Consider the following 25821-nt stretch of genomic DNA (forward strand, 5'->3'; position numbering starts at 1 on the left):
TATTTAGATTCTTCACATTAGCTTTATAAATCTATTTCTCTCCGAACATCGAGTCCCACCAACGTGAATCACCTTTGAGCCACTTGGCGAACCACGCGTAAATGGCGTTGTTCCAGGCGATGCGTTTATCGTAATCGTAGATAGCGTGATTTTCACCCTCCACCTGGATAAATTCCACCGGCTTGTTCAACAACTTCAGTGCCGTATACATCTGAATACTTTCGCCGATGGGGACATTCGTATCGGCGGTACCGTGCAACAGTAGCAGTGGGGTTTTAATTTTATCCGCATGGAAGAGCGGGCTTTGTTCCGTGTAAAGCTTCGGATTGTTCCAGGGATAACTGCCCGCACTTGCTCCCGCGCTGTAGGAATATCCCCAATACCCTTCGCCCCAATAGCTGGTAATGTTACTGATTCCCGCGTGAGAAACCGATGCGGCAAACATATCGGTTCGGGTAATCAGGTATTGTGTCATGAATCCGCCGTATGAAGCCCCGATGTTCCCAATTTTTGTGCCATCCACAAACGGGTGTTCGGCAACAAATTTTTGTACGCCTTCAATGATTTCTTCCGCCGTTTGATCACCCCAGGCATTTACGTGGCGGGCAGAGAATTCCTGTCCGTATCCGGTGGTTCCGCTCGGTTGCAGCGTATAAACAACGTAGTCCTGTGCCGCATAAACGTGCAACGGATAAGTGCTTTCAAAACCGCGGGAGGTAGGGCTTGTGCCTCCGTAATAATATACGATAAGTGGATACTTCCTGTTCGGATTGAAGTGGGGAGGGAGGTAGTACCTGCCTTCTATTTCATCGCCAAAAGAACTGGTGAATTTCCAATCCTTCACTTCGCCCAGGACTAGGGTGTTGAGTTGTTTGGCATATGGGTCGGAAATCAATGTAGATTCGTTTGTTTTCAGGTCAAGCAGGTAACTTCTGTTGGAATTGGAAACACTCACCCCGGTATAAGCGGCCCACCGTCCGTTTCCGGAGATGCTGAACGAACGGATAACATCCTCTTTCAAGGGAAGTTTGTCGAACTTCTTGGTTTTGGGCGAGTAGCGATACACGTTGGCCCGGTCTCCTTCTTCCACGCGGTAATAGATGGAATGATCCGCAGAGTTCCATTCCTGGGCATTGATAGCGGGATCAAAATGTTTCGTTACAGGATCAACACGCCGGGTTGCCAGGTCCATAATAAAAGACTGAGTGTCGTAACTGTTGGCGATTTGTCCTTCTTTGACATTCAATCCGATACCGTTGAAAGCTTCGGGTGCGCCGTGAATCAGTAACTGCTTGCCGTCGGGAGAAAACTGCGCCGAATAGGTGTATGTTTGGTCTTTCCAGACGGTATCAACAGCCATTGTTTCGAGGTTCAGCATATACAGGTTGCTTTTGCTGAAAGGGCGTTGTGATAAGTCCTCCCCCGAAGTAGAGAAAAGCAGGTATTTCACGTCATCGGTAACGTCGTTCAACGTAGCGGTCTGCCTTCCGAAAGTGAGCTGCTGGGCAAATCCCGTTTCAAAAAAATAACGGTAGAGGTAGAACCTGTCGCGATAATGGGCCTGGCGGTCATCAATACCGATAAGCCTTCTTAGTCCACTAGGCGTAGTGACGGACAGGGTCTCTTTGGACGAGTAGAACATCGATTTTTCGTCGGGAGCCACGTGGAAATTTTCTTTCGGAAGCTGTTGAGCAATGATTTTTGTTTCCGAAGTCAACGGGTTGAGCGTGTACATTGTCCTGCCGTCGTTGTTGTCCGCTACATAATACAAAATGTCGGATTTAGGCATCCAGTTGAGTTGTGAACGATTGGCTGTCTCCGACAAAACGGTTCGTTTCTGCCGTGTATCGTAAATCTCGGTATAATTACGGTTCTCTCCGCCTTTTATTGTTTCCCTCAAACTGAGCAAAACAAACCTGCCGCTGGGGGAGACAGAAGAACTGTTTACCCTCGTCCCCTCCAGGATATCGTTGATGGAGATGCGGCGTTTGTCGATGTTGTTGAAGGAGAAATTCAACAGGGAATCTCCTTTGTCGGGTTTCAGTTCGATTTTGACGGCCGGATCGATTTTGTTTTCGGCCGATGCCAATAGTTTGATGATGATCCGCGCGTTGTTCGTAAAACCGTTTAGGAAAGCATCAACCGACCCCGATTGATGGAGGCTGTCGTTTACCTGCGTTTTGGTGGCACGCTTTACATCGTTCACGTAAAGTTCGAGCGGGTTGGGCGAGGTAACGGTTAGTTTTCCCTTTCCGTAGCGGTCACCGGTAACAAAGAACGAAAGCAACTGGAACGCGTATCCATTCTCCGGCTTCGGAAGGTGGAAAAATCCTGCCGTATCGGGTTCCAACAGTGTTGTAAATCGTTCCTGTTCGGGAAACGAAATGGAGTAGGAGAGCAGCGTTTCATCCGAAAACTTGCTGTCTTTGAGGTCGGTGCTGTCCAGCAATACCGGTCGCTGAACAGTGATGGGCACGAATGAATGGATGCCGGACGGCATGAAGTTCCGTTGCGCCGAAAGCGGTAATAGTACACTCAGTGTGATCAGAAGGAGGTTATATCTCATAATTCTTTATTTTTCCATACCCAGCAATTGTCAAACCTTATGTCCGTCTCTTTCTCAAAAAAGCCGTAAACCGATGAGCCGGAGCCGGACATGGATGCATATACTGCGCCTTTGGCGTACAATTGTTCTTTAATCCTGCAAATTTCGGGATATTTTTTGAAAATAGGCGGCTCAAAATCGTTTTTCAGCAATCCTTTCCATTCGGAAACCGGTTTTTGGATGATCTCTCCAAGCGGTATTTCCGGCGGCACAGGTGAAATCAGGGAGTAAGCTTCTTTTGTGGAAACGGTGATATCGGGTTTTACCAATACGAAAAAGTAGCTGCTCAAATCCAATTCCACTTCTTCCAGCAGATTGCCTGTCCCTTTTGCAAAAGCCGGTTTATTTTTGATAAAAAACGGGCAATCGGCACCGATTTCCGCCGCTTTTTGTTCCAATTCCGGTACGGTATAACCCAGGGAAAACGTGTCGTTCAGTAATTTCAGCATAAATGCCGCATCCGATGAACCTCCGCCCAACCCTGCCCCGAAAGGGATCTTTTTGAATAAATGAATATCAATGCCGGGAATCTTTTTTTCCTCCGAAATCAGTTTCAGGGCCTTTATGACCAGGTTGTCGTCCATATCTCCCTGTATGGTTGCTCCTGTCTGGAAGAGACGAAAATCTTCTTCCCGGCCTGACGGAACGATTTCTAATCCATCCCTTAATCCGATAGGATAAAAAAGGGTTTCCAGGTTGTGGTAACCGTCGCCACGTCTGGAAATAATGTTTAGTCCTAAATTTATTTTCGCGTTGGGGAAACAGATCATGCAAGTATGTTTATAGAGGTGCAACTTCTTCCCGGGCTTCCACCATCAACCGGTATAGACCGGCAAGATGAGTGAAATCGTCGGCAAGCAAAAGAGCGAGCGCATCGCTGTAAATTCTTTCGTCCGAAACGGGAAGCGTCTTCATCACGTAAACAGCTTTCCGGTTCATCCAGGGCTGAAAAAAGTCGGACAGGGTGTTGTGGACAGGTTTCTTGTAACTTTCGCCTTCAACCGAAAAACCTCGTCCAAACACATCTTTCTGAACCAGTTCCCGGAAAGTGTCGGGTTCGTCTTCAATCTTCTCCCGGAAAACATCCATCACTTTGCGCTTGGGTGCAAAGAGCCCCATACCCAGCATGACATGCTCCGTGTTAAGCTCCATAAAATAACCCGGAAAATTTTCCCACGATGTGCCCATGCGTTGAAAACTCATCCACAGGCAGGCGTTGTAAGGATCTTTGTTTTTTGAGAAACGGATGTCGCGGTAAATACGCGATAATACCTTGTGCGTGCGGAATTCAAACAAGGAGTCTATGTTGTGCATGGCCGGCGAGAGCGTGTTTACCAATGCCCGGAAGGGTTGTAGCAGTTCAATCTCGTAAAGCTCACGGTGATCTTCGAACCATTGGCGAAAGTTGTTCTCTTTGAGATCGACCAGAAACTGTATGGTTTCGGGTGTGAATCCCGAAAACGACGGCACGGTTTTCATTTTTTAACAATGCTGTATGAGTCGGCGGCGATGTGATAGAACGACAGGTAATCTTTTCCTTCTGAAGTTTTGCGTTCTGTTAATCGTTTACGGAATTCGTTCACGCGATCCATTTCAGAGCTGCCCACTGCTACACCTTCGGCTTTTTGCTCGGTTTCGCAACCTTCACCGCCTTCACCGTGAGTAACGGTTGTGTTTTCGACAATTTCTTTTTCCATTTTCTGAAGATCGGCTTCCGTGATCCTCTCTTCCACCAATGTGCCTTTTACCACCACCTTGTTGTCAACGCACGTTTCGTTGAATTTTCCCAGTGTACTGTTCGACTCTGCACGAATGCTCTGCGCGTCGGTACTGCCTTGTAAAAAAAGTTTCATGCCGCTTTTGGCACATACGTGCGTGGCAAGGCCTACAACCGTGACAGGTTGTCCAACATATTCCCCGGGATTCGACAACAGGTTGTCAACCGTTAACGTTCCTTTTTGTGAACTACCGGTGCAGCCCGAAAATACCAGAAATCCCGAAAATACCAGGAATGAGAAAACGACAGCAAAAGTTGTAAATGAGGTTCTCTGTTTCATCTTGATTGATTTAATTGATGATTAAACTTCAAAGGTATCTGTTTTTAGGCAGAAACGGAAAAATCAGGAAAAATATTTTCAGTCATGCGCCACTCCTGTTTTTCTTCAATTTCAGTTTGAATGTGTTAAAGATTTCTGACTTTGTGTCTTTCCACAGAAGATTCATCCGGTATTTTACTTCATTCGTCGGGAAAAATACCTCGTTTCATCGATTTTGTCTTGCCGGATGCTTCACTTTGTATGTATCTTTGTGTAAAAAAAGTTTTAAACAATATATCTTATGGAAAATAATGAACAACAAATGAATTTCTCGGGCAGATCGAAAGGTGGTCTTTTCGGTTTTCTACTGATTTTAGCGGGAACGTTGTTTCTCGCTTTTAATTTTGGCTGGATCGACCCGGCGTTACGTTCCGTCGTGTTTTCCTGGCCTGTTTTATTTGTCGTTTTTGCAACTATTGCCCTTTTTAAGAGAGAGCCTAGAGTCAACCAGCAAGTGCAATTTAGTAATAATTTTTGTAAAACTCTATTTTAGGATTGCTAAAGTCTAATTTTTCTCTTGGTCTTCTGTTTAGTTTATGCTGTATTTCTTTTACTTTCTCATCGGAATAATCTTTAAATGTTGCTCCTTTTGGGATGTATTGCCGGATTAATTTATTGGCATTTTCAACAGCTCCTTTTTGCCACGATGAATAAGGATCAGTGAAATATACCGGTACTTTCAACTTTTTTGTTATCAGTTCGTGTGCTGCAAACTCGGATCCGTTATCTGTTGTAATGGTTTTCAGTTTGTCCTTATAAGGCAGCAACATAGCAATGACTTCCTTGCAAACCTGCTTAGAGTCTTTGCCCATAGGCAGTTTTCTCATCATTATAAAGTTTGTATTTCTTTCTGTCATTGTCAGTATTATTTCCTTTTGTCCGTTTCCTATTATGGTGTCCATTTCAAAATCTCCAAACCGGCTTCCGTCGGCCTCTTTTGGCCTTTGGCGAATACTTTTTCTGTTGGGTATGTTAGTGGCAGAACCTACGGGTCTTTTTCTGTATTTGAGCTTGTGGCGGCAGTGCTTGTAAAGGTTTCCTCCCGATTTCTTATCTTGCCTGATCCATTGATAAATAGTCTCGTGAGAGATAGATATTTGATCATATTTTGCGAGATATCCGCTGATTTGTTTGGGCGACCAATCTTTGCGAATGAGACGGATTATTTTCTGTTTAATCCACTCCGATGTCGATCTATTGCCCGGTAAACGTTCTTTGCGCTCTTGGGCCATCTCTTGTGCCAAACGCCATGAGTAGCCTCCAGTTTTGTTTTTGTTACGGCTTAATTCCCTATAAACCGTAGAAATATTTACCTTTATCTGCTTGGCTATTTCAGACTTGCTTGTTCCGTTTTGTAAGCCTAAATAAATAGCATATCTTTGTTCTGAAGTTAACTGTTTGTATTTTTTCATAAGCAACATAATAGTTAATTTTAGGGAGACTTCGGTCTCCTTTTTTATTTTTTTATGTTGCTGATTGACTAATTGTTTTTTTCAAAACCCCTTAAGCACTTTTGAAAGGGGATTTTGGAAAAAAACAATTAAGATAAGAAGTGTAATGTAATCAAATCTTTTGCACTTCTATCTTGAACTTAGTCCCTTCCGGGGACAAGAAATTATGGTAATTTTGAATTTTGGCAGTTAAGCCCTATCTTTGGGAAAAACAATTTAGAACAACATGACTCAAACTCCCCATTGTACAATATGCCAAAGTGCGGTTACTTATTTCGACGGCACGTTATTCCATTGTACGGAATGTTTTCACGCATGGACGCAAGAAGACATGACAGCAGCCGAAAATTCGAAAAAGGTACTGGATAGCAACGGAAACGAACTTTTTGACGGTGACGATGTTACCGTAATAAAAGACTTAAAGGTGAAAGGTTCGTCCATGGTAGTAAAACGGGGAACCCGGGCACGCGGAATCCGTCTTTCAGCAGACGATCCTACGCACGTGCAGGCCAAAGTTGACGGACAAACTATTTTTATCCTCACCGATTTTTTAAAGAAATAAACAAACAAGCGGGGAGGGCACAGTGGGCTTTTACAGCTCCGCCCTCTCTTTTCCCTGGAGCGCTTTAATGGTTTCCTCCATCAGGTAATCAAGCTCCCAGCCGAGGAGATCGGCTCCTTTGCGGATGACCTCACGCGAACACCCTGCAGCGAACTTTTTATCCTTGAACTTCTTTTTTAACGACTGTACCGTCAAATCGAGCGTACTCTTGCTGGGGCGCATCAAAACGGCAGCGCCGATTAACCCGGTTAATTCGTCGGCGGCGTAAAGCACTTTCTCCATCTGATGTACAGGCTTTACATCGTGTTGCGTAAACCCGTAAGCATGGGAAACCACAGCACGCTTTAGCTGAGGATCAATGCCCTCGTCATCGAATATTTCGCGGACTTTGATGCAATGCTCATCCGGAAACTGTTCGAAATCCAAGTCGTGCAACAAACCCACCAACCCCCAAAAATCCACCTCACCGACATACCCCAGATTAGTGGCGAAGTAACGCATCACGGCTTCAACCGTCTCCGCGTGCTGAATATGAAACGACTCCTTGTTGTATTTTTCCACCAGCGCAAAAGCTTCCCGGCGGGTGATTCCAGGGGCTAAACGACCGGTATTGTCCTCAGGTAAATGTTCAAACACCATACGTTTTACATTTTTTTCGCGTAAAGATAACCATTTTCCGCAAAATTACCGTCCGAACAAAAAATCAGTTGTGTTGTTTAAAAGTCTGTTTTCCGGGATACACGAATGAAACGATTTCTCCATGTGCTCATCAACATAGCCGTAGCCAACACCTCCACTTTCTTTCTGTGGAGTGCATTGTCTTTCTGGCTTTACCTGGAAACGCATTCGGTACTTATTCTCTCTATCCTCAGCGGGACTTTCATGACACTCGTCACCCTTTCGGGAATGTTTTTCGGCACGATTGTGGACAAACACCGGAAAAAGGAGGTCATTGCTATTTCATCTATTGTAGCCCTTATTTTTCTGCTACTTGCCGGTTCTGTCTTCTTGTTTTTCGACCGGAAAGAAATTGCCGATATATCGTCATCCGCCTTCTGGATTTTCTCCCTTTCCATCTTATTGAGCGCGCTTGTCAGCAACCTTCGTTCGATAGCGCTTTCAACCACCGTATCCATCCTGGTACCGAAAGAGGATTATGCCCGAGCCAATGGGATGGTAGGAATGGTTCAGGGTGTTGGAATGATAGCCAACACGGTTTTCAGCGGACTGGTGATCGGCCGGCTGGGGCTTGAATGGGCCATGTATATCACGCTTATTTTATCGGGACTGGCTCTGTCGCACCTGCTTTTCGTCCCGATACCGGAAGACCACCTGCATCACGATCCCGAAGTCCTCAATAAACAAGTGGATTTTAAAGGCGCCATAAAGGCCATACGTTCCGTTCCCGGGTTAATGGCCCTTATCTTTTTCACTACGTTCAACAACTTTATCGGCGGAGTGATCATGGTTCTTCTCGATCCCTACGGGCTGGAAATGTTCTCGGTAGAGATGTGGGGCATTGTTCTCGGCATCACCGGAACAGGCTTTATTTTTGGGGGGATGGCCATCACGAAAAAAGGGTTGGGCAAACAACCGTTACGGACATTGCTCTACGGCTATGTTATTGGAAGCCTTATCTGTTTACTTTTTACCGTTCGCGAATGGGCATGGCTGTTTCTGGCGGGAATTTTTTTGTATATGTTTTTCGTTCCGTTCATCGAGGCTGCAGAACAAACCATCATTCAAACCGTTGTACCGAAGATCAAACAAGGCCGGGTTTTTGGCTTTGCACAGACCGTGGAGTCGGCAGCCACTCCAGTTTCAAGCTACCTGATCGGACCGATTGCGCAATTCTCCATTATTCCTTTTATGGAAAGCGATGCCGGAAAACAAACCTTCGGCTGGCTGCTGGGAGAGGGAAACGCCCGGGGTATAGCGCTTACGTTTGTGTTAGCGGGTCTCTTTATGCTTCTTCTTTCACTGCTAGCTTTCCGCACCAGGGCATATCACCGCCTCTCCGAATCGTTCAAGAAATCGTTGTAACAGTAAGGTGTGAATTCCACACAGACAATGAACAGTAGGTTAGCGGATAATCATCAGTCCTATTTTTTCAGTACGTCTGCTCCTTGCTCTCCATTGCTTTTGGCCCAGGCACGATGCATCAGAGAAGTATTGAATACCAGGCTGATATTGCCGTTTTTATCCACTGCGATAACTCCGCCCCCGGAACCACCCATGGGCGATATTTTATTAAAAATCACTTTGTTGGCTGCTTCTTCAAGCGATAAACCTTTGTATTCCATCAACGCTGAGATATCAAAAGCCACCACACGTCGTATCCACAACTCCCCGTGTCCCGTACCGGAAACGGCAACCGTGTTGTTATTGGCATACGTTCCCGCACCGATGATGGGCACATCGCCCACGCGGCCCCATTTTTTGACGCGCATTCCGCCGGTGGAAGTGGCCGCGGCCAGATTGCCGTATACGTCAAGTGCAACACAACCCACCGTACCTTTGTCGCTTTGCTGTTTCACTTTTTTATCAACCGTAAAGTAGTTGTTATCCACTATCTCCAATCCCATTTGCTTTGCAAATGCCGATGCACCTTCGCTGATAAGAAGCACGTGTGCCGTGCTGTCCATCACTAACCGGGCAGCTTTAACCGGATTTTTCACGTCTCGGACTCCTGCAACGGCGCCGGCTTTTAAGTTGGAACCATCCATAATGGCTGCATCCAGTTCATGAAAGCCTTCGCTGTTTGCAACTGCTCCTTTTCCGGCGTTAAACAGCGGATTATTTTCCAGTGAAACTACCACTGCTTCCACGGCATCTAACGCCGTGGAGCCGTTTTTGAGCATTTCTTTACCGATTTCGAGCGACTTGAGTAACTCCGTCTCATAAACGGTAATTTGTTCTTTGGTCATGTTTACGGATGCACTCCCGGCTCCGCCGTGCAGGGCGATAGACCATTTTCCCTGCGCGCACGTGACGAATGACGCAAGCAAGAAGATGGATAAAGTAAAAAAATATTTTCTCATGAAGCTGTTGTTTGTCAAAGTTATTCCACAATCGCTTCCGTGAGTTCATCCAGTGAAAATCCGGCAAAAAAGTGGTTGAACTCTATGTTGGAAAGCGCTTTGCGAACATCCTCCGGGGTATATTTTACACCGATAAGCGCATTTTCCACTTCCGACAGGTTGCTGTTGTTTCCAAAAAAAGTTCCGTAGAATCGGATTTGCTGAATAAGAGCGTTCTTCACATCGGCAAAAACCTGAATTTTTCCGGCCGTATACCGGGATTGCCTTTCGATGCCAAATTTAGGAGAATGCCCATAATTCCATTCCCAGGCACCGAATTTCGAAGCACGCAACTTCTCTATATCAGCCAACTCTTCTTCCGAAAAAGTGTACTCTTTCATCTCGGGGAATTTAGATTTCATGTGCTCCAGCAACTTATCGGAAAATTCATTGACCGATATCTTTACCGGCAGGTTGGGCAAAATATTATCCACTACACTTCGTACGGACTTCACGCTTTTGCTTTCGATCTTGTCTTTAGGCACTTCAAGAGCCTTTGAAAGAACGGTCAGGTCGGTATCAAAAAGCAGGCATCCATGGTGCATGATCCTTCCCTGCATGTATGCCTGTGCATTTCCGCAAATCTTTTTCCCGTCGATAACCAGGTCGTTTCGTCCCGTAAACTCGGCCTTAACGCCTAAATCAGCCAAGGTATCGATGACTGGTCTGGAAAATGTTTTGAAATCGAAATCGGCACCCTTATCCTCGTTTGAGATAATGGTGTAATTGAGGTTGTTCAGGTCGTGGTACACAGCTCCCCCACCCGATATACGCCGAATGACGTGAATCCCGTTCTGTTTTACGTATTCCGAATTAATCTCTTCTATTGTGTTCTGATGCTTTCCCACAATAATAGCCGGCTCGTTTATCCACAAGATAAACACTTTATCGTGGTGCAGCAATTTTTTGAAGCAGTACTCTTCCAGCGCTATATTATAATCGGGTTTATTGGATTTGTTGACTATATAAATCATTTTTTTTATTTTTTGTGCCACAAAGATAAAAATTTTATCGAAGATTTGGTCGACGGCTTTTCAAACAAAACAGCAGCTGCCTTTTGAAACAACTGCTGTTTTAAAAACTCGAACGGTAATCCCATTAAATCATATCTTCCACGTTCCATACGAAAGCCCGGAGCCCCAGATTTTCGTATGCCTTGTCTAATTTCTTCAAATAATCCATCAGCGGCGCTACCCGGTGATCCTCCACTACAGTAAGGACAGCATTGTTTACCGATGGCCAGGCATGGCTGCCATAATGCGGCTCGCCGGCCTTGCTTCCTCTGCCGAATACTTCGCGCCACGAAGTGAATCCCCGGATATTGAGTTTGGAAAGGTCATCGATTATTTGTGAATAATGTGCCTGGTCTAATATTATCATTACTGCTTTCATGCTTTTGCTCCTTTCAAATAAGTTGTTGTTTCTCCCTGTCCGATTTGATTGTGAATTTCCTCACGATGCTTGCGACGCCGGCGCTTCACGCCGTTTCCTCCGAAAATGGAGTAGAGTGCAGGAACAAGGATAAGGGTTATGATGGTAGAGAAAGTCATCCCTCCGATAATGGAAATTCCGAGTGACTTCCACATTTCCGAACCTTGTCCGGTACCGATAGCCAACGGAACCATACCCAGGATGGTCGTCAGCGTAGTCATCAAAACGGGACGTAACCTCGACCTTCCACCGTGAACCACGGCTGTTATGATGGACATACCGCGTTCTCGGTTCAGGTTGATATAGTCGATAAGCACAATCCCGTTCTTTACGACCATACCCACCAGCATAATCAATCCCACGAAGCCCATGATGCCGAGAGGTTCGCCGGTTATCGACAGCAAAAGTAACGAGCCTATGAACGCAAACGGGACGGTCAGGATAATGATGAACGGATAGGTCAATGATTCGAACTGGGACGCCAACACGATGTAAACCAACAACGAAACAATCATCAACAGTAATCCCAACTGCGAGAAAGACTCCTGCTGTTCCTCCAGCGATCCGCTTATTTCTACCTGTACACCAGGCGGGACATCAAGTGAAGCAAGAGTGGCATTTACATCTTTTACAATCTCGCTTAACGCACGTTTGTATATGGTCCCCTGAACGGTTACTATGCGCTGGCGGTCTTTCCGGTCGATTTGCGGAAGCGACGAGTTTTCTTCAACCCGTCCCACATCGCGTACACGAATACCGACACCCATAGGATTGTAGATCATTATATTTTCGATATCTTCGATCGATTGACGGTATTGTTCGTCGTACCGCACACGTATGTTATACTCTTCGCCGTCTTCCCGGTAACGCGACATAATAAGCCCGTTGATCCGGTTCCTTACGGCATTTGCCGTTGTTGCCATATTCAGCCCGTTTAACGACAGCTTCTCCCGGTCAAAAACAATGTTATACTCCATCCGGTAATCTTTACGCGAGATAGTGATATCGCGTAATCCGGCAATAGCCTCCAACTTAGGTTTCAAATCGGCGGCCAGTTTATCGGTTTCCGTCAGGTCGTAACCGTAAATCTCAACGGCTACGTTGCTACCTCCTGTCATTCCCATATCCCCACCGCCGGGCATTACCCTGAAGCGGTGTACTTCTGGCATGGCTGCCAATTCGGTACGCAGTTCGTCGGAAACATCGTATATGGATTTCTTCCTGTTTTTGGCTTCGGTCAACCGGATGTTATAGCTAAGAATGTTGGATCCGTTATCCTGCATGGCAGCCCACGCATTATCGTCACTCGCCTGTCCCACAGCAAAAGAAACTATCTCTACCTCCGGATGTTGTTTCTCCATCATTTGGGCAATCTTGTGTCCGGTTTCCCGAGCTAGTTCCATTCTTGTTCCCGTAGGCATCTCAACGGTCATAGCTATATCGTTGTTGTCCGAGGCAGGCATAAATTCCGTTTTAAGCGTTAAGGCGCTGATAACAACTCCCAATATAAATATGGCTAAAACAGTGGTAACGGTCGTTCTTCTGTTGGTCGCCACCTTTTTCACCAGCCGGGAATACCCTTTGTCGAGCTTATCCAACAGGGGCAGTACATTCTTGTTGTACCATCTATCGAACATACTCATTTTCTTATCCTTATCGGCTCTCATCATTTTCGCACTCATCATCGGCGTTAGTGTCATGGCAATAATCAAAGAAAGTGAAATAATGATAGTCACCATCCACCCAAGCTGTTTAAACATAACTCCTGCAAAACCGCCAACCATTGTCATTGGCAGGAACACAGCCACGATAGTAAGTGTGGACGCGATAATGGACAACGAAACTTCTTCGGTTCCGTAAACAGCCGCCTGTTTGGGACGACTACCCCGTTCGATGTGGGTAGTGATGTTTTCGAGTACCACGATAGCATCGTCAACCACCATGCCTATGGTAATAGACAGGGCCGACAACGATATGATATTGATCGAGTTGCCCGTTAGATACAGGTAAATAAACGATCCGATCAACGAAATAGGAATGGTTACCATGATAATGACCGTTGCCCGCCAACGCCCGAGGAAGAAAAGTACAACCAGCCCCACAATTACCAAGGCAAGCAAAATGGTCTCGAGCAAACTGTTGATAGACACCTTCACATACTCCGATGTATCCATCACGGTTACAATCTCGATGTCGGGCGGAAGGTTTTTCTTCAACTCCACAATTTCTTTTTTAACAGCATTGGCAATTGCTACCGTGTTGGAACCCGATTGCTTTTGCACCACAAGAGAAGCACTTCTCTCCCCGTTGGTATAATTTTCCATGATACGGTCCTGCAACGTATCCTTCACAACGGCCAAATCTCTTAAATAAATGGGCCGGCCTTGATTACTCCCCACAATGATGTTGTTGAGTTCACGGCTTTCGGAAAATTCACCTTCAAGACGCAGCATATACGTTTGTGATCCTATATCGAAGTTTCCGGCAGGGACGTTAACATTTTCAGCGGAAATAACCTGAGCGATCTGTTCCAGGGAGATATTGTAGGCTTCTAACTTCTCAGGCATGATATTTACCTGAATCTCCCGCTCCGGCGCACCTGATACAGCTACGGTCCCTACACCCGGGATACGGTTGAGCGGATTGGCCACCTGCTCGTCGAGAATTTTATACAACGCCCCTGCACTCTCCCGGGCCGTTGCCGAGAGAATGATTACGGGAATCATATCGGAGCTGAATTTCAGGATCATGGGATCTTCAGCACCTTCAGGAAGAAATCCCGAGATCATGTCCACTTTGTCCCGGACGTCGTTCATCACATTATCCATATTCGTCCCGAAATCAAACTCAAGCATCAGCATAGACATTCCGTCTCTCGACTGGGAAGTGATTTCTTTAATGCTCTCCGTAGAGTTCAGCACGTCCTCCAACGGCCTTGTGACGTTGGCTTCAACGTCGTCTGATCCGGCTCCGGGGTACGAGGTCATCACCGAAATAATGTTCATGTCTATTTCGGGATATAAGTCGATGGGAAGCTGACGGTAAAACATAAACCCGATAATCACAACTCCAATAAATATTAGTGAAGTTCCGACGGGATTCTTTACCGCGGTTTCATATATTTTCATTTTTCTGCTTTTAGCTTATTCTACAACTTCTACTTCGGTTCCGTCTATCAATCCGGCGTTACCTTGCACAATAACCCTGTCGCCTGCACTCAAGCCGGAAACAATCTCGTATTTATCTTCGATGCGGGTTCCTAATTGAACGAGGGTGTAAACCGCCTTTCCGTCTTTTTCAACGAAAACATACCTGTCGTTTGACCCGGTTTGTTTCAACACTGCCATATCGGGTACAAGCGGGCGATCGTTTGTTCCAAAATTCATGGTTACACGGGAAAACATTCCCGGACGGAGCCGCTGATCAGAATTATTGACTTCTATTTCTACCGGAAAAGTATGCGAAACAGGATTTAACGTAGGATGGATCAACGATACTTTTCCCTCGAAAACTTCGTCAGAGAGCGCATCTACCTGTACTTTTGCGGGCATTCCTTTTACCACCTGGCTATAGAACGATTCAGAAACATTGATGATAACCTTCACCGGATTAATGTTCTCAATGGTGAGAATAGGCTGACCACCAGCCATGTCTCCCGGATCGTAGTTTCGTACTGTCACCACTCCGTTGATCGGGCTCGTCAGGCGGGTGTTTTCACCCAGATTGTTCAGTGCAGTTTGAGCGACGTCGAGCTGGGCTTTTACCTGGTCGAGTTGTTGTTTGGAGATCCCTCCGACATTGTAGAGCTCCAGGTATCGCTCATAATCCCTTTTCAGTGTAGCCAGTTGCGTTTGCTGCTGTGAATAGTTGGCAGCATCCATAGTCACAACCGTCTGTCCTTTGCCTACCCGGCTGCCTACATCCACGTGAATGCTTCTGATACGCCCACCCATTGCCGGAGCAATGTTATTTACCGTATTGGCCTCAACCGTCGCGGTGAAAGTCGATAATTGGTCAACGGGGGTCAGCCGGACCTCTTCCACCTTTACGTTTTTCTTAACTGTTTCGGTTTGCGTTTCGTTCTTTGTCGTTTCTCCTCCGCAAGATGCGAGAAAAAAGAGAGCTGCCAGCGGCATAAATTTCAGCACATTTTTCCGTTTCATATTTAAATTTGTTTGTATTTCTTAATTTGTTGCCTGGATATCATATCCGAGTGTCTTTTCCAAATCGGCTTTAGCAGCCAGATAATCGTAAATAGCGTTGCGATACTGCAGTTCTGCGTTTGTTATTGCCAGGGCAGCTGCGTTGACCTCAACAATGGTACCCATACCGGTTTCGTAACGCTTCTGTGTAATTTGATACCCTTTGCGCGCTTGCTCCACCGCCGATTCAGATGCCACGACTTGTTCCATACTCTTTGCCATCAGGTCCCAATTGTTTTTAATCGAGAGTTTCAATCCACGTTCCACGTCTTTTCGTTGTTCCTTCAACTGATAAAGCTGAATTTCGGACTGCTTCATGTTGTGATAGCGCTGCCCGCCGTTGAACAACGGAATGGAGAGCGTGACACCCAGCATGGAATACGGATCCCAGCGATAAGTGCTGAACTTGAAATCGTTGTTCTGACTCATATACATGTAATTAAACGACGAGACAAGTGTCGGTGCGAATTGGAATTTCTGCATCTCGTAGCCCTTTTTCGCCATATCAGCTTGCAGATCAAATTGCTTGATGTCGCTATTGTTCAGAAGCGACGTATCTGCAGGAATGATTGTATCGAACATGGCTTTCCGGTAATTATCGAGCGAACCGACTACTTTCAGCGGTATCTCGCTATCAATTCCCATAAGCATTTTCAATTGCAACTCGGCAATCTTCATCATGTTCTCCGACTGTAAGATACTTGGAATAAGGCTTTTGAGGCGAACATCAGCGGTAATCACATCGTATTCAGCCACCACACCCTGTTTAAAACGGTCCCTGATGTTCTCCAGGTTGAGCGAATCGGTAGCATACGTTTTCTTAAAAACATCGTAACTGTCTTGAGCTAGCAACAAGGAGTAAAACGATTTTTTTACCTGGTTCGTCAAATCAATGCGCGACGAACGGGCTTTCTCCATAGCGAGTTGAATATCCACCCGGCTCATCTGAATATTCTTCCATAACGAGGGCACCACCAAAGGCATACTTACGTTCAGGCCGGCGGTGTAAACATTCAGACGCCCCATTTGAATGCCTTCGCCGGCACTTTCAGGGTCTGGGGCAAACATTTTACCCACGGTCTCCATTATCTTCAATTCTTCGGGTGTATATTTTGTTGGATCGATAGCGCCGCCACCCAGCCCGAAACCTTCATCAAAATATACGGTCTGCCGTTTAATAGCGCGTTGATATTGGCCGATAAGATCAAACTGTGGAAACAACGCCCCGTAAGCCGATTTCCGGGCATACTCTTTTTTGGTGATTTCCATATCGGCCACTTTTACGTTGGGATTTTCGCTGAGCGCGATCTCCAAAGCCGTGTTCAAATCTATTCGTAAACTGTCTGAATCCTGTGCAGCTGCCGTGGATAAACACAGCCCTCCCCAAGCCATCAGTAAAACGATACTTAATTGCTTTGCTCTCATATACAGTAATTAATTGTTTTCGTTTGTTTTGTTTGTAAGATAATCATCAATAATTTGAATCCCTTTATAGGTAGAAATTCCGCGAATAAAATTTACCATCATCGTAAAAAAAAGCTGCTGAAAGGAAAAAGGCGGTTTCTCAAGATACGCTGCACGAATATACGTGTAGGTACTCTCCTCCACCAGGAAGGCCGCCACGTCCACGTTCAGGTCCCCGCGGATATAACCTTGATCGATTCCCTGCTGCAGGTATGTTTTTATATGTATTTTATTGTTTTCAACATCTTGCTGAATCAGCTTATAGATCCGGGGATAATACTTATAGATATCTTCGTAAAATTTAATGGAAGGCAGTTCCTTATTTTTATGGTATTCAATTAAATAAAGAAATACCTCAATCATATTTTCCGACCGGTTTATTACCTCCACAATCTTATTGTTCCTTTCATCGCGCTTGCCAGCCAGGTAAGTCAATAAGACCTCTTCCTTATCCCGGAAATTCTCGTAAAGGGTGCGTTTTGAAATGCCTAAAGAAGACGCTAAGTCATCCATAGAGACGTTTTTGATACCGTACTGGTAAAAAAGAGTACCTGCTCTTCTGACTATTCTTTCTTTTAGTGTCATCGTATTTAAAAAAACGCCACAAAGGTAATTCAGAAAACTCAAAACATCAAATCGGTTTTCCAGGTTTTAACAAACTTTACAATAAGATTTTGTTACAAGCCCAGCCTTTCCCGAAGCCGCTTGTATCCGGAGACACTGATTTTTATTTTATCACCGTTACTCAAGGTAAGCAGTTGATTTTGTTTCTCGTACAATTCGATGCGCAATATTTTTACCGTGTTGACCAAATAAGAACGATGCACCCTTACAAACTGCTTCTCAGGCAAATGAAGTTGGAAATACTTCATGGTTTCTTCTTTCAAAAACTTGTCGGAATCGGTAAAAATACGCACATAATCGCCTTCGGCCCGGAAATAAACAATTTCTGAAACCTGAATCATGTTTATCTTTTGTCCCGATCTGATAACAATACGTTCGAGCGGTTGGATTTCTTCTGTGCCAATATCGCCTGGTTTCAACAAATCCTCTTCCGTATCCTCATCTACCGGCTGGGGAGAGGCCTCCCTTTCAGCAAGTCTTACCCTGAAAAACTGTACCAACAGGAGATATATGAGAAAAGCAACGAAAGCTTTCAGCGGAAACATCTTTATGGCTTCCATCAGGTTTTTCGGATTAAAAACCAAAAAAGCCGAAATATAACCTAAACCCGTCCAAATGGTTATGGCTAAGAAACCAAGTGCAGTGTAATTGATAAAACGCTGATAAATTTCCAATGTTTCAAAATTCCCGTACTTGACCACTTTCCAGAGCAAAAAACTTACACCTGTAAAAAACAACGCATTCATCATCCCGTCCAACATCAATTGGGGGAAAGGAAACGTTACAAGCGAACGGAATGCCAACGCCTGCATAAATGCATAGGCGACGCACAAAACGGCTATCGCTAATAAGCGCGAGACATTATTCGAAAGAAAAAAATTCATCTCAATAAAGGTGCCTACCGTATTTCACAACCTCCGAAAACGATCTCGCCACTAATAAGCAACCGGCGCGAAGTATCCTGATTCGTTGATTTTGAAAAATGTTTGTTGTCCACTCCCCCCAAAACGGTACTTATCTTAGGCACAACCACCCAATCATCGGGCAGGTACAATTTTATGCCGCCAAATACGGCTTCAACCTGAAGGTACGTATCACCTTCGGGCAGTGATGCCCGGCGCAGATCGAGCTCTACTCCTCCAAAGACAACTTCAATTTGTCCTCCCCGGAACACAGGTTCCAGAAAAATATCTTCGATACCGCCGAAAACAACTTCCCGTACATAGATACCGTCTGTGCCTTCCATTTTATCAACATTCAAAGGCCGTTGTATATGACCATGACGATGGCAACAGGCTTTTTTTCCAAACAGTATTTTTAATATAACTCCGGCTCCGACTACTATAAGCAGAACAGGCCAGAAGGTTGCGGTAAAACCTTCGTTAATACCCGGCAGCGCATCAGGATATAAATGAGCGATACGGGGCAATAGGAAAAAAGCAGCCAGGGTCAACCAGAAAAACAGGGCCAGGTACTCACTAAGTTCAAGATAGAAGTGCAAAAGATTTGATTACATTACACTTCTTATCTTAATTGTTTTTTTCCAAAATCCCCTTTCAAAAGTGCTTAAGGGGTTTTGAAAAAAACAATTAGTCAATCAGCAACATAAAAAAATAAAAAAGGAGACCGAAGTCTCCCTAAAATTAACTATTATGTTGCTTATGAAAAAATACAAACAGTTAACTTCAGAACAAAGATATGCTATTTATTTAGGCTTACAAAACGGAACAAGCAAGTCTGAAATAGCCAAGCAGATAAAGGTAAATATTTCTACGGTTTATAGGGAATTAAGCCGTAACAAAAACAAAACTGGAGGCTACTCATGGCGTTTGGCACAAGAGATGGCCCAAGAGCGCAAAGAACGTTTACCGGGCAATAGATCGACATCGGAGTGGATTAAACAGAAAATAATCCGTCTCATTCGCAAAGATTGGTCGCCCAAACAAATCAGCGGATATCTCGCAAAATATGATCAAATATCTATCTCTCACGAGACTATTTATCAATGGATCAGGCAAGATAAGAAATCGGGAGGAAACCTTTACAAGCACTGCCGCCACAAGCTCAAATACAGAAAAAGACCCGTAGGTTCTGCCACTAACATACCCAACAGAAAAAGTATTCGCCAAAGGCCAAAAGAGGCCGACGGAAGCCGGTTTGGAGATTTTGAAATGGACACCATAATAGGAAACGGACAAAAGGAAATAATACTGACAATGACAGAAAGAAATACAAACTTTATAATGATGAGAAAACTGCCTATGGGCAAAGACTCTAAGCAGGTTTGCAAGGAAGTCATTGCTATGTTGCTGCCTTATAAGGACAAACTGAAAACCATTACAACAGATAACGGATCCGAGTTTGCAGCACACGAACTGATAACAAAAAAGTTGAAAGTACCGGTATATTTCACTGATCCTTATTCATCGTGGCAAAAAGGAGCTGTTGAAAATGCCAATAAATTAATCCGGCAATACATCCCAAAAGGAGCAACATTTAAAGATTATTCCGATGAGAAAGTAAAAGAAATACAGCATAAACTAAACAGAAGACCAAGAGAAAAATTAGACTTTAGCAATCCTAAAATAGAGTTTTACAAAAATTATTACTAAATTGCACTTGCTGGTTGACTCTAGGGGGAACAAACGAGATACATATAGTTTGGAAGAAATGCTTTTTTTACAGGTGTGAACCGATTACTCTTTTAAGTGTTTTAGAACTAAAACTAATTATCTGCGAAAAATGGCAATTATCAAAAGTATTCTTGATACGGATTTGTATAAGTTTACCACCAGCTATGCATACAGCAAGCTTTTTCCCCGTGCCTTTGGAGAGTTTGTATTTGTGGACAGAAGTAATGGCGATTATCCCGACGGATTTGATGAACGGGTACGGCAAGAATTGGACAAGATGTCGGAACTGAGCCTGACGATAGGGGAGGAGGAGTTCGTGAGAAAAAAGATGCCGTATCTACCACCAATTTATATCGATTTTTTGAAAGGGTTCCGTTTTGATCCGTCGGAAGTGGAGGTTTCTCTCGAAGGCCGTAAATTAAAAATCCGTGCCACGGGGTTGCTTTATCGCATTACGCTTTGGGAAACGCCTATCCTCGCTACGGTATCTGAACTTTATTTCCGGGAAACGAAGCAGTATCCCGACACGCAATACATGGAAAAGGCGGCCATAGAGAAAGCACTTAGCCTGAAAGAAAACGGTATCACGTTTTCACTTTTCGGCATGCGACGCCGGTTTAGTTTCGAAGTGGAGGACCGGGTTACCGGATTGTTGAAGCAATACGCAGGAGATTCCCTGTTCGGTACCAGCAATGTATACCTGGCATATAGACACAACGTGAATGTGTCGGGAACACATCCGCATGAATGGGTACAGTTTCACGGATCAATTTACGGATATAAAATGGCCAATTACATGTCGATGGAGAACTGGATTAACGTGTACGACGGTGATCTGGGAACCGTACTCACCGATACCTATACCACCGATGTTTTTCTTCGAAACTTCAGCAAAAAGCATGCGGCGTTGTTTACCAGCCTCCGGCATGACAGTGGCGATGCTTTTGTTTTTACCGATAAAGTCATTCGACGGTATGAAGAACTGCGGATAGACCCCAAGTTGAAATACATTGTTTTTTCGGACAGCTTGAATGTAGACAAGGCGATCCTTATCAAAAACTATTGCGGAGAACGTATAGGGGCTACTTTCGGTATAGGAACGAACCTGACCAATGATGTGGGCAACAACATCAAGGGAATGAATATTGTGATGAAACTGTTCCGATGTAAAATGACTGCCAAAGAACAATGGCACGAATGTGTGAAACTGTCGGATGTGGAAGGGAAGCATACCGGAAGCGAAAAAGAAATCCGCCTGGCACAGGAAACGCTGGGACTCTGAAACGCGTTTTGGGCCAGGTGATAAGCTCTCAATAACTGAATTTAGTACTCGAAGGCATACCTGTATTCCGTTGTATTTCCCGCTCCGTCGGTAGCCACAAAAACAAGTTCCTGTGTTTTGCCTTTTTCCAGCCTTGAATCGTCGAACCGGTAAGTATATAGGGAGGATTTCATATCGTGTGAAAAGAGGACGAATTTCCCGTTAATGGTTCCTTTAAAGGCGGATATTCCGCTTTTGTTATCCGATAGCCGGATTTGGATCCTGCGTGAAGCCACCCATTTTTCAGGATTTACGGGGACGATATTCGGTGGGAAGGTGTCTGAATCAACGGCATACATCCTGCCCAGCTCGCGGATGGAAACCTCCATGCCGTTCCGTTTGTAAGTACCGCCTATCCAGTTGTCGTTACCTGTTTCCGTGATTTCCACAATACCGTATTGCTGCTTGTTATCCAGGGTGTCCGCGTTTAATTTTATCCATACGGTAGCGTTTTGGTGTAGCGGTACCGGTGAGTCATTCACCCGGTGTATATCGGAGTAATAGACCGTTGAGCCAGTTTTACGGTGTGAAAAACAAAAGCTGTTGTATAGATTTCCAGAAGGTATGTCGAGCATAAAATCAAAGTCTACAAATGTATTGTGTAGTGTCCACGGCATAAAGTTTTTGCAGGAATCCGTTTTTGCGACGGGTTGTTGCTGTCCTACGACCACAAAAGAGTATACAAGGGTATTTCCGTTATGATCTTCAAGTTCATAGCGCATGCGGTAATCTCGCTCTTCGTTGATATCGATAAATCCGTTATTGACTGCGTCGTAGAACTTGAGCGTGTTTCCCGGCTCTATAAATGACTTCATGTAAAAAGAACTTCGTTCCCGCCATTCTTCAAAGTCGATAAATGAATTCAACATGCGCGTCTTACTGAAAGAAAACCTGTCGATGGAACTGCTGAACACCTGCTTCTCGTCTACAAATAATCTGACGTGTTTGACACTGTAGATGTTGGATTGACCGTTCATCCGATCGTATGCTTTTACGGCTACACCGATTCTACCCCATGCGTTTATCGCTTGAGGCGGTGCCAGGAGTACCCCGGACTTGTTTTTCAAAATATTCATCCGTAGGGGATTGCTGCTTCCGTTCACGATTCCTTTCCCCTCAATAGTATAAAACGCAATGCCCCGAATCTCGGGCTTTTGAGTGTCGAGGATGGCCCGGCTGAAAAAAAAAAGCGGATCCAGTGGGTCCTGCGTCTGGGTGTCGCGTACTTCAAAGTGCAGGTGTGGGCCACCGGAACTGCCTGTATTTCCACTCAATCCTATTTGCTGACCTTTTTTTACGATCAGCAAACCCGGTTCGGGGTAAAGCTCCACCCGGTAACTTTCTTGCTCGTATTGCTTTTCTTTCACAAAATCGGCAATAGGGCTGGAAAAACTGTTCAGGTGCGCATAAACGCTGGTATGTCCGCTGGGATGGTCGATGTAGAGTGCCAACCCATATCCTCCAGGGGAAACACTTATGCGCGAAACATAGCCGTCTTCGATGGCCGCAACCGGTTTGTTTACCGTTTGTTGTGTTTTGAAATCAATGCCTGAATGAAAGTGGTTGCTTCGCAACTCCCCGAAGTTGGCACTGAGTGCCGGAGGAATATCAAGCGGGTTGGTATAGGGATGTTGTGTATAAGCCGAGAAACGAGCCATGGAAAAGAAAAGAAAAACGCATGAAAATAGTATATTGAACTTCATAAATCCTTGTTTGATTTGCAAACATAGGTATAAAAGAGTAAAACAACAATAGGAATTCCGCAGACAATCGATTCATAATCCGTTTTGAAGAACGAAGCATACACTCTAAATGCCGCATTTTACGAGGAGTAGGCGAGGATAGCGTCAGGTAGGGTTGTTTTGTTAAATAAAATTAAAATAAAGAAATTCATTGGTACTTTGCATTGCATATTACCTTGTTTAATTTATCTTTGTGGTGTAAATAAAAATTTATTGAAAAATGAATATTGAAAATACCCAAAGTCAAATGAGGAAAGGAGTACTGGAGTACTGCATTTTGGCGATTATCAGGCGGAACGAAGCATATCCGGGTGATATAATCGACGAAATGAAAAATGCAGGCCTGCAGCTTCTTGAAGGAACGCTATATCCTTTGCTCAATCGGTTGAAGAACGCCGAAATACTCACTTATCGCTGGGTGGAAAGTACTTCGGGCCCTCCTCGAAAATATTTTATCCTGACAGAGAAAGGTGAAAAATTTTATGATCTTTTAGAATCGACATGGATAGAATTATCCACCGGAGTAAACGTCGTTGTCAACGGCAATTATTCTAAAGAAGACACTGTTGTCAATGACAATTTAAATGAACCTAACACCACAGAACAATGAAAAAAGTGATTAATATCAATTTCCAGGGGCAGGTCATCGCTATCGAAGAAACTGCTTATGAACTTTTGAAGCAATACATAGACAGTCTGAAAAAATATTTTTCGCGGGAAGAGGGCGGAGAAGAGATTGTAAACGATATAGAAAACCGTATTGCCGAATTGTTTGGAAACCGGCTGAAGCTGGGTATCAATTGCATTACCGATGAAGATGTTCAGTCCATTATCTCCAGCATAGGAAGACCGGAAGATTTTGACACGGAATATCAGGAGTCGGTTTACGCCTATGGTGAAACACCTTTTGAACAGTTTGCCTCAACTTCGGAGCAGCCGAAATCGGAACCTGACGGAAGCGAAAGGCGGCAGACCCTTTACCGCAATGCAAACGATAAAATAATTGCTGGTGTGTGCAGCGGCCTCGCTCATTACTTCAAAATAGATCCGGTGTGGATGCGTATTGTTTTTGTTGTGCTTTTCAGTGTGTTGTTTTGGGTGTACCTCATTTTATGGATTGTCTTAAAGCCCAAAGTGCTGGAGACAAATGTTGCCAGAAGGCTTTATCGGAATCCCAATGACCGTTTCCTGGGAGGAGTTTGCGGAGGAATTGCAGCGTACTTCAAAATTGACACGTGGATTCCGCGTTTGCTCTTTGCAGCTCCGTTATTTCTGAATTTGATGGGGATGATCTCCATACCTTTTTTCCCGTGGAACCGTTTTTTTGACAACGTGGATTTCAACTGGAACATCAATATGTCGGTTGTCGTGATCTATGCCGTTCTATGGGTAATTATTCCGAGGGCCACTACCGTAAAGCAGAAACTCGAAATGATGGGAGAGGAGGAATATATCAAATCCATACGTGAAACTGTAAGCGATAACGTGGCAAGTGTGAAAAGCAAAACTGACGACGGTGATAATTATACCAAGCCGTACGCTGCAACAGCTGCTGTTGCCGGTGATTCGGAAAAAGTGTCTCTGGATGCCATGCCGCCCGAGCCCCCACGCTTCCATGCCGCGAAAGCGTCAGCAAACGCAACGGTTGGTTCTGGTAATTCGGGTTGTCTGAATGCATTGGGAATCCTTTTCAAAATTATATTCTTTGCGTTCGCCGGAATTTTTGCTGTAGTTACGACGGGAATGATGATCGCTTTTCTTGTAGCCGGCACAAAATTTGTCCCTCTAAAGTCGTTATTTATTGACCAGGGTTACGAAAATACCCTGTTGTGGTTGTCTGCAGGATTACTGTTTGCAGTTCCTATTATATCCATTATCGTGTGGATCGTTCGTCGGTCAATGAAAGCAAAATCACGTCCGGTTATCGGAGTCGTGTCGATTATCTTGTGGGTCGTCGGAATCTTTTCTGCTACTATGCTCGGATTTAAAGTGGCCGAAAAATTTAGTGTGGAGTCATCTGCTGAAAATGTACAGGCTCTTTCTGCTTTTAGCGGCGACAAGTTATACGTGGATATGGCGGTTTATCCGTCAGACTACTACTCTTTCAGCCGTAACTTCGGACCGGGTTCAGATTTGGATAATTTCCCCTATTATACCATAAATGAGGACTCCCTGCTGTTTTCAAACATTAAGCTACAGATTGTTCAAAGCCAGGATTCTTTGTATTACGTGAGAACCATTTCGTCAAGTTCGGAAAGAGACCTGAAGATTGCCAGAAAGAATGCCGGAGAGTTTACTTATCCCTTACAACAACAAGATTCCCTGTTGTTTTTGCCCGAGTTTTTCTCGGCACCTATTTCACAAGGTTTCCGCTTGCAGGGGATGATCGTGGAAATAGCTGTGCCGCTTGGCAAAAAAATTGAGATCGACGAACGGTTGGACGATTACGATAATTTTACCTCAAATTCGTCTGTTCGCCGAAAATTGAAAAAAAGCCGCAACAACAAGACTTTCGATTGGGATTATGGGGAAGAATATATTCTCGAAAACGGAGGTTTAAACAAGACGGTCATACTTACGGATTCTATATAAGTTTTACTTTTGCATTAA

Annotated in this window: 23 protein-coding genes; 7 read left to right on the top strand and 16 right to left on the bottom strand. The window is 44.6% G+C overall.

The annotated features are described in order from the left end of the window. Window positions 1-31: 31 nt before the first annotated feature. The 4 genes from AACM02_RS06725 to AACM02_RS06740 are packed head-to-tail and all read right to left on the bottom strand — an operon-like array spanning window position 32 to window position 4662. Window positions 32-2566 (bottom strand): prolyl oligopeptidase family serine peptidase, encoded by a 2535-nt coding sequence (locus AACM02_RS06725; protein WP_339116448.1) that lies wholly within the window; start codon window positions 2564-2566, stop codon window positions 32-34. Further along, the gene (gene ispE / locus AACM02_RS06730) at window positions 2563-3375 is read right to left on the bottom strand and encodes a 4-(cytidine 5'-diphospho)-2-C-methyl-D-erythritol kinase (protein WP_332457411.1); all 813 of its coding nucleotides are present in this window, start codon (window positions 3373-3375) and stop codon (window positions 2563-2565) included. Before ispE ends, AACM02_RS06725 begins: the two co-directional genes overlap by 4 nt. 10 nt (window positions 3376-3385) lie before the next feature. Then, the gene (locus tag AACM02_RS06735) at window positions 3386-4084 is read right to left on the bottom strand and encodes a DUF2461 domain-containing protein (protein WP_339116449.1); all 699 of its coding nucleotides are present in this window, start codon (window positions 4082-4084) and stop codon (window positions 3386-3388) included. Beyond that, a complete protein-coding gene (locus tag AACM02_RS06740; RefSeq protein ID WP_339116450.1) occupies window positions 4081-4662 on the bottom strand; it encodes a hypothetical protein in 582 nt (193 codons plus the stop codon). The genes AACM02_RS06735 and AACM02_RS06740 overlap by 4 nt, the downstream gene beginning before the upstream one ends. 280 nt (window positions 4663-4942) lie before the next feature. Between AACM02_RS06740 and AACM02_RS06745 the strand changes: the two genes are divergently transcribed. After that, complete coding sequence (locus AACM02_RS06745; RefSeq protein ID WP_339116451.1) at window positions 4943-5194, top strand: LiaI-LiaF-like domain-containing protein; 252 nt, start codon at window positions 4943-4945, stop codon at window positions 5192-5194. Here AACM02_RS06745 and AACM02_RS06750 read toward each other — a convergent pair. Then, window positions 5163-6113, bottom strand: a complete 951-nt coding sequence (locus tag AACM02_RS06750; protein ID WP_238866016.1) for an IS30 family transposase — start codon at window positions 6111-6113, stop codon at window positions 5163-5165. The genes AACM02_RS06745 and AACM02_RS06750 overlap by 32 nt on opposite strands. Before the next feature lie 265 nt (window positions 6114-6378). On the opposite strand from AACM02_RS06750, the gene AACM02_RS06755 reads away from it, so the two are divergent. Beyond that, window positions 6379-6714, top strand: coding sequence for a zinc ribbon domain-containing protein YjdM (locus tag AACM02_RS06755; RefSeq protein ID WP_332457398.1), 336 nt, complete (start codon window positions 6379-6381; stop codon window positions 6712-6714). Between the two features lie 30 nt (window positions 6715-6744). On the opposite strand, the gene AACM02_RS06760 is transcribed toward AACM02_RS06755, so the two are convergent. Further along, on the bottom strand, window positions 6745-7353 hold the full coding sequence (locus AACM02_RS06760; protein WP_332457399.1) for a hydrolase: 609 nt from the start codon (window positions 7351-7353) through the stop codon (window positions 6745-6747). Between the two features lie 105 nt (window positions 7354-7458). Here AACM02_RS06760 and AACM02_RS06765 point away from each other — a divergent pair, with 105 nt between their 5' ends. Continuing rightward, the gene (locus AACM02_RS06765; RefSeq protein ID WP_339116452.1) at window positions 7459-8757 is read left to right on the top strand and encodes an MFS transporter; all 1299 of its coding nucleotides are present in this window, start codon (window positions 7459-7461) and stop codon (window positions 8755-8757) included. A gap of 59 nt (window positions 8758-8816) precedes the next feature. Here AACM02_RS06765 and AACM02_RS06770 read toward each other — a convergent pair whose 3' ends face one another. The 9 genes from AACM02_RS06770 to AACM02_RS06810 form a co-directional block, all read right to left on the bottom strand. Further along, window positions 8817-9755 carry an isoaspartyl peptidase/L-asparaginase gene (locus AACM02_RS06770; RefSeq protein WP_339116453.1) on the bottom strand — a complete coding sequence of 313 codons (939 nt, stop codon included), beginning with the start codon at window positions 9753-9755 and terminating at the stop codon, window positions 8817-8819. A 20-nt stretch (window positions 9756-9775) separates the two neighbouring features. Next, window positions 9776-10768 (bottom strand): lipoate--protein ligase, encoded by a 993-nt coding sequence (locus AACM02_RS06775; RefSeq protein ID WP_321716205.1) that lies wholly within the window; start codon window positions 10766-10768, stop codon window positions 9776-9778. Window positions 10769-10892: 124 nt separating this feature from the next. Then, window positions 10893-11186: a PG0541 family transporter-associated protein gene (locus AACM02_RS06780; protein ID WP_332457402.1), complete on the bottom strand. Its 294-nt coding sequence runs from the start codon at window positions 11184-11186 to the stop codon at window positions 10893-10895. Continuing rightward, window positions 11183-14353 carry an efflux RND transporter permease subunit gene (locus AACM02_RS06785; protein WP_339116454.1) on the bottom strand — a complete coding sequence of 1057 codons (3171 nt, stop codon included), beginning with the start codon at window positions 14351-14353 and terminating at the stop codon, window positions 11183-11185. Before AACM02_RS06785 ends, AACM02_RS06780 begins: the two co-directional genes overlap by 4 nt. Window positions 14354-14368: 15 nt before the next feature. Then, entirely contained in the window at window positions 14369-15388 is a 1020-nt protein-coding gene (locus tag AACM02_RS06790) for an efflux RND transporter periplasmic adaptor subunit (protein ID WP_339116455.1), read from the bottom strand. 21 nt (window positions 15389-15409) lie between these two features. Beyond that, the gene (locus tag AACM02_RS06795) at window positions 15410-16852 is read right to left on the bottom strand and encodes a TolC family protein (protein ID WP_339116456.1); all 1443 of its coding nucleotides are present in this window, start codon (window positions 16850-16852) and stop codon (window positions 15410-15412) included. A 9-nt stretch (window positions 16853-16861) separates the two neighbouring features. After that, window positions 16862-17476, bottom strand: a complete 615-nt coding sequence (locus AACM02_RS06800; RefSeq protein ID WP_321716204.1) for a TetR family transcriptional regulator — start codon at window positions 17474-17476, stop codon at window positions 16862-16864. Between the two features lie 92 nt (window positions 17477-17568). After that, window positions 17569-18399 carry a LytTR family DNA-binding domain-containing protein gene (locus AACM02_RS06805; RefSeq protein ID WP_339116457.1) on the bottom strand — a complete coding sequence of 277 codons (831 nt, stop codon included), beginning with the start codon at window positions 18397-18399 and terminating at the stop codon, window positions 17569-17571. Between the two features lie 14 nt (window positions 18400-18413). Beyond that, on the bottom strand, window positions 18414-19016 hold the full coding sequence (locus AACM02_RS06810; RefSeq protein WP_339116458.1) for a LiaF domain-containing protein: 603 nt from the start codon (window positions 19014-19016) through the stop codon (window positions 18414-18416). Between the two features lie 160 nt (window positions 19017-19176). On the opposite strand from AACM02_RS06810, the gene AACM02_RS06815 reads away from it, so the two are divergent. Together AACM02_RS06815 and pncB are read left to right on the top strand one after the other, a co-directional pair. Continuing rightward, window positions 19177-20127 (top strand): IS30 family transposase, encoded by a 951-nt coding sequence (locus AACM02_RS06815; RefSeq protein WP_238866016.1) that lies wholly within the window; start codon window positions 19177-19179, stop codon window positions 20125-20127. 130 nt (window positions 20128-20257) lie between these two features. Beyond that, complete coding sequence (gene pncB, locus AACM02_RS06820) at window positions 20258-21430, top strand: nicotinate phosphoribosyltransferase (protein ID WP_332457397.1); 1173 nt, start codon at window positions 20258-20260, stop codon at window positions 21428-21430. A gap of 41 nt (window positions 21431-21471) precedes the next feature. Here the strand turns inward: pncB and AACM02_RS06825 are convergent, their stop codons facing one another. Continuing rightward, entirely contained in the window at window positions 21472-23172 is a 1701-nt protein-coding gene (locus tag AACM02_RS06825; protein ID WP_339116459.1) for a M23 family metallopeptidase, read from the bottom strand. Between the two features lie 259 nt (window positions 23173-23431). Between AACM02_RS06825 and AACM02_RS06830 the strand changes: the two genes are divergently transcribed. Beyond that, window positions 23432-23821, top strand: a complete 390-nt coding sequence (locus tag AACM02_RS06830; RefSeq protein WP_339116460.1) for a PadR family transcriptional regulator — start codon at window positions 23432-23434, stop codon at window positions 23819-23821. Next, complete coding sequence (locus AACM02_RS06835; protein ID WP_339116461.1) at window positions 23818-25803, top strand: PspC domain-containing protein; 1986 nt, start codon at window positions 23818-23820, stop codon at window positions 25801-25803. Before AACM02_RS06830 ends, AACM02_RS06835 begins: the two co-directional genes overlap by 4 nt. Window positions 25804-25821 lie beyond the last annotated feature (18 nt).

It is taken from the genome of Petrimonas sp., assembly GCF_963921705.1.
In the GTDB taxonomy this organism is placed as follows: Bacteria; Bacteroidota; Bacteroidia; order Bacteroidales; family Dysgonomonadaceae; genus Petrimonas; species Petrimonas sulfuriphila.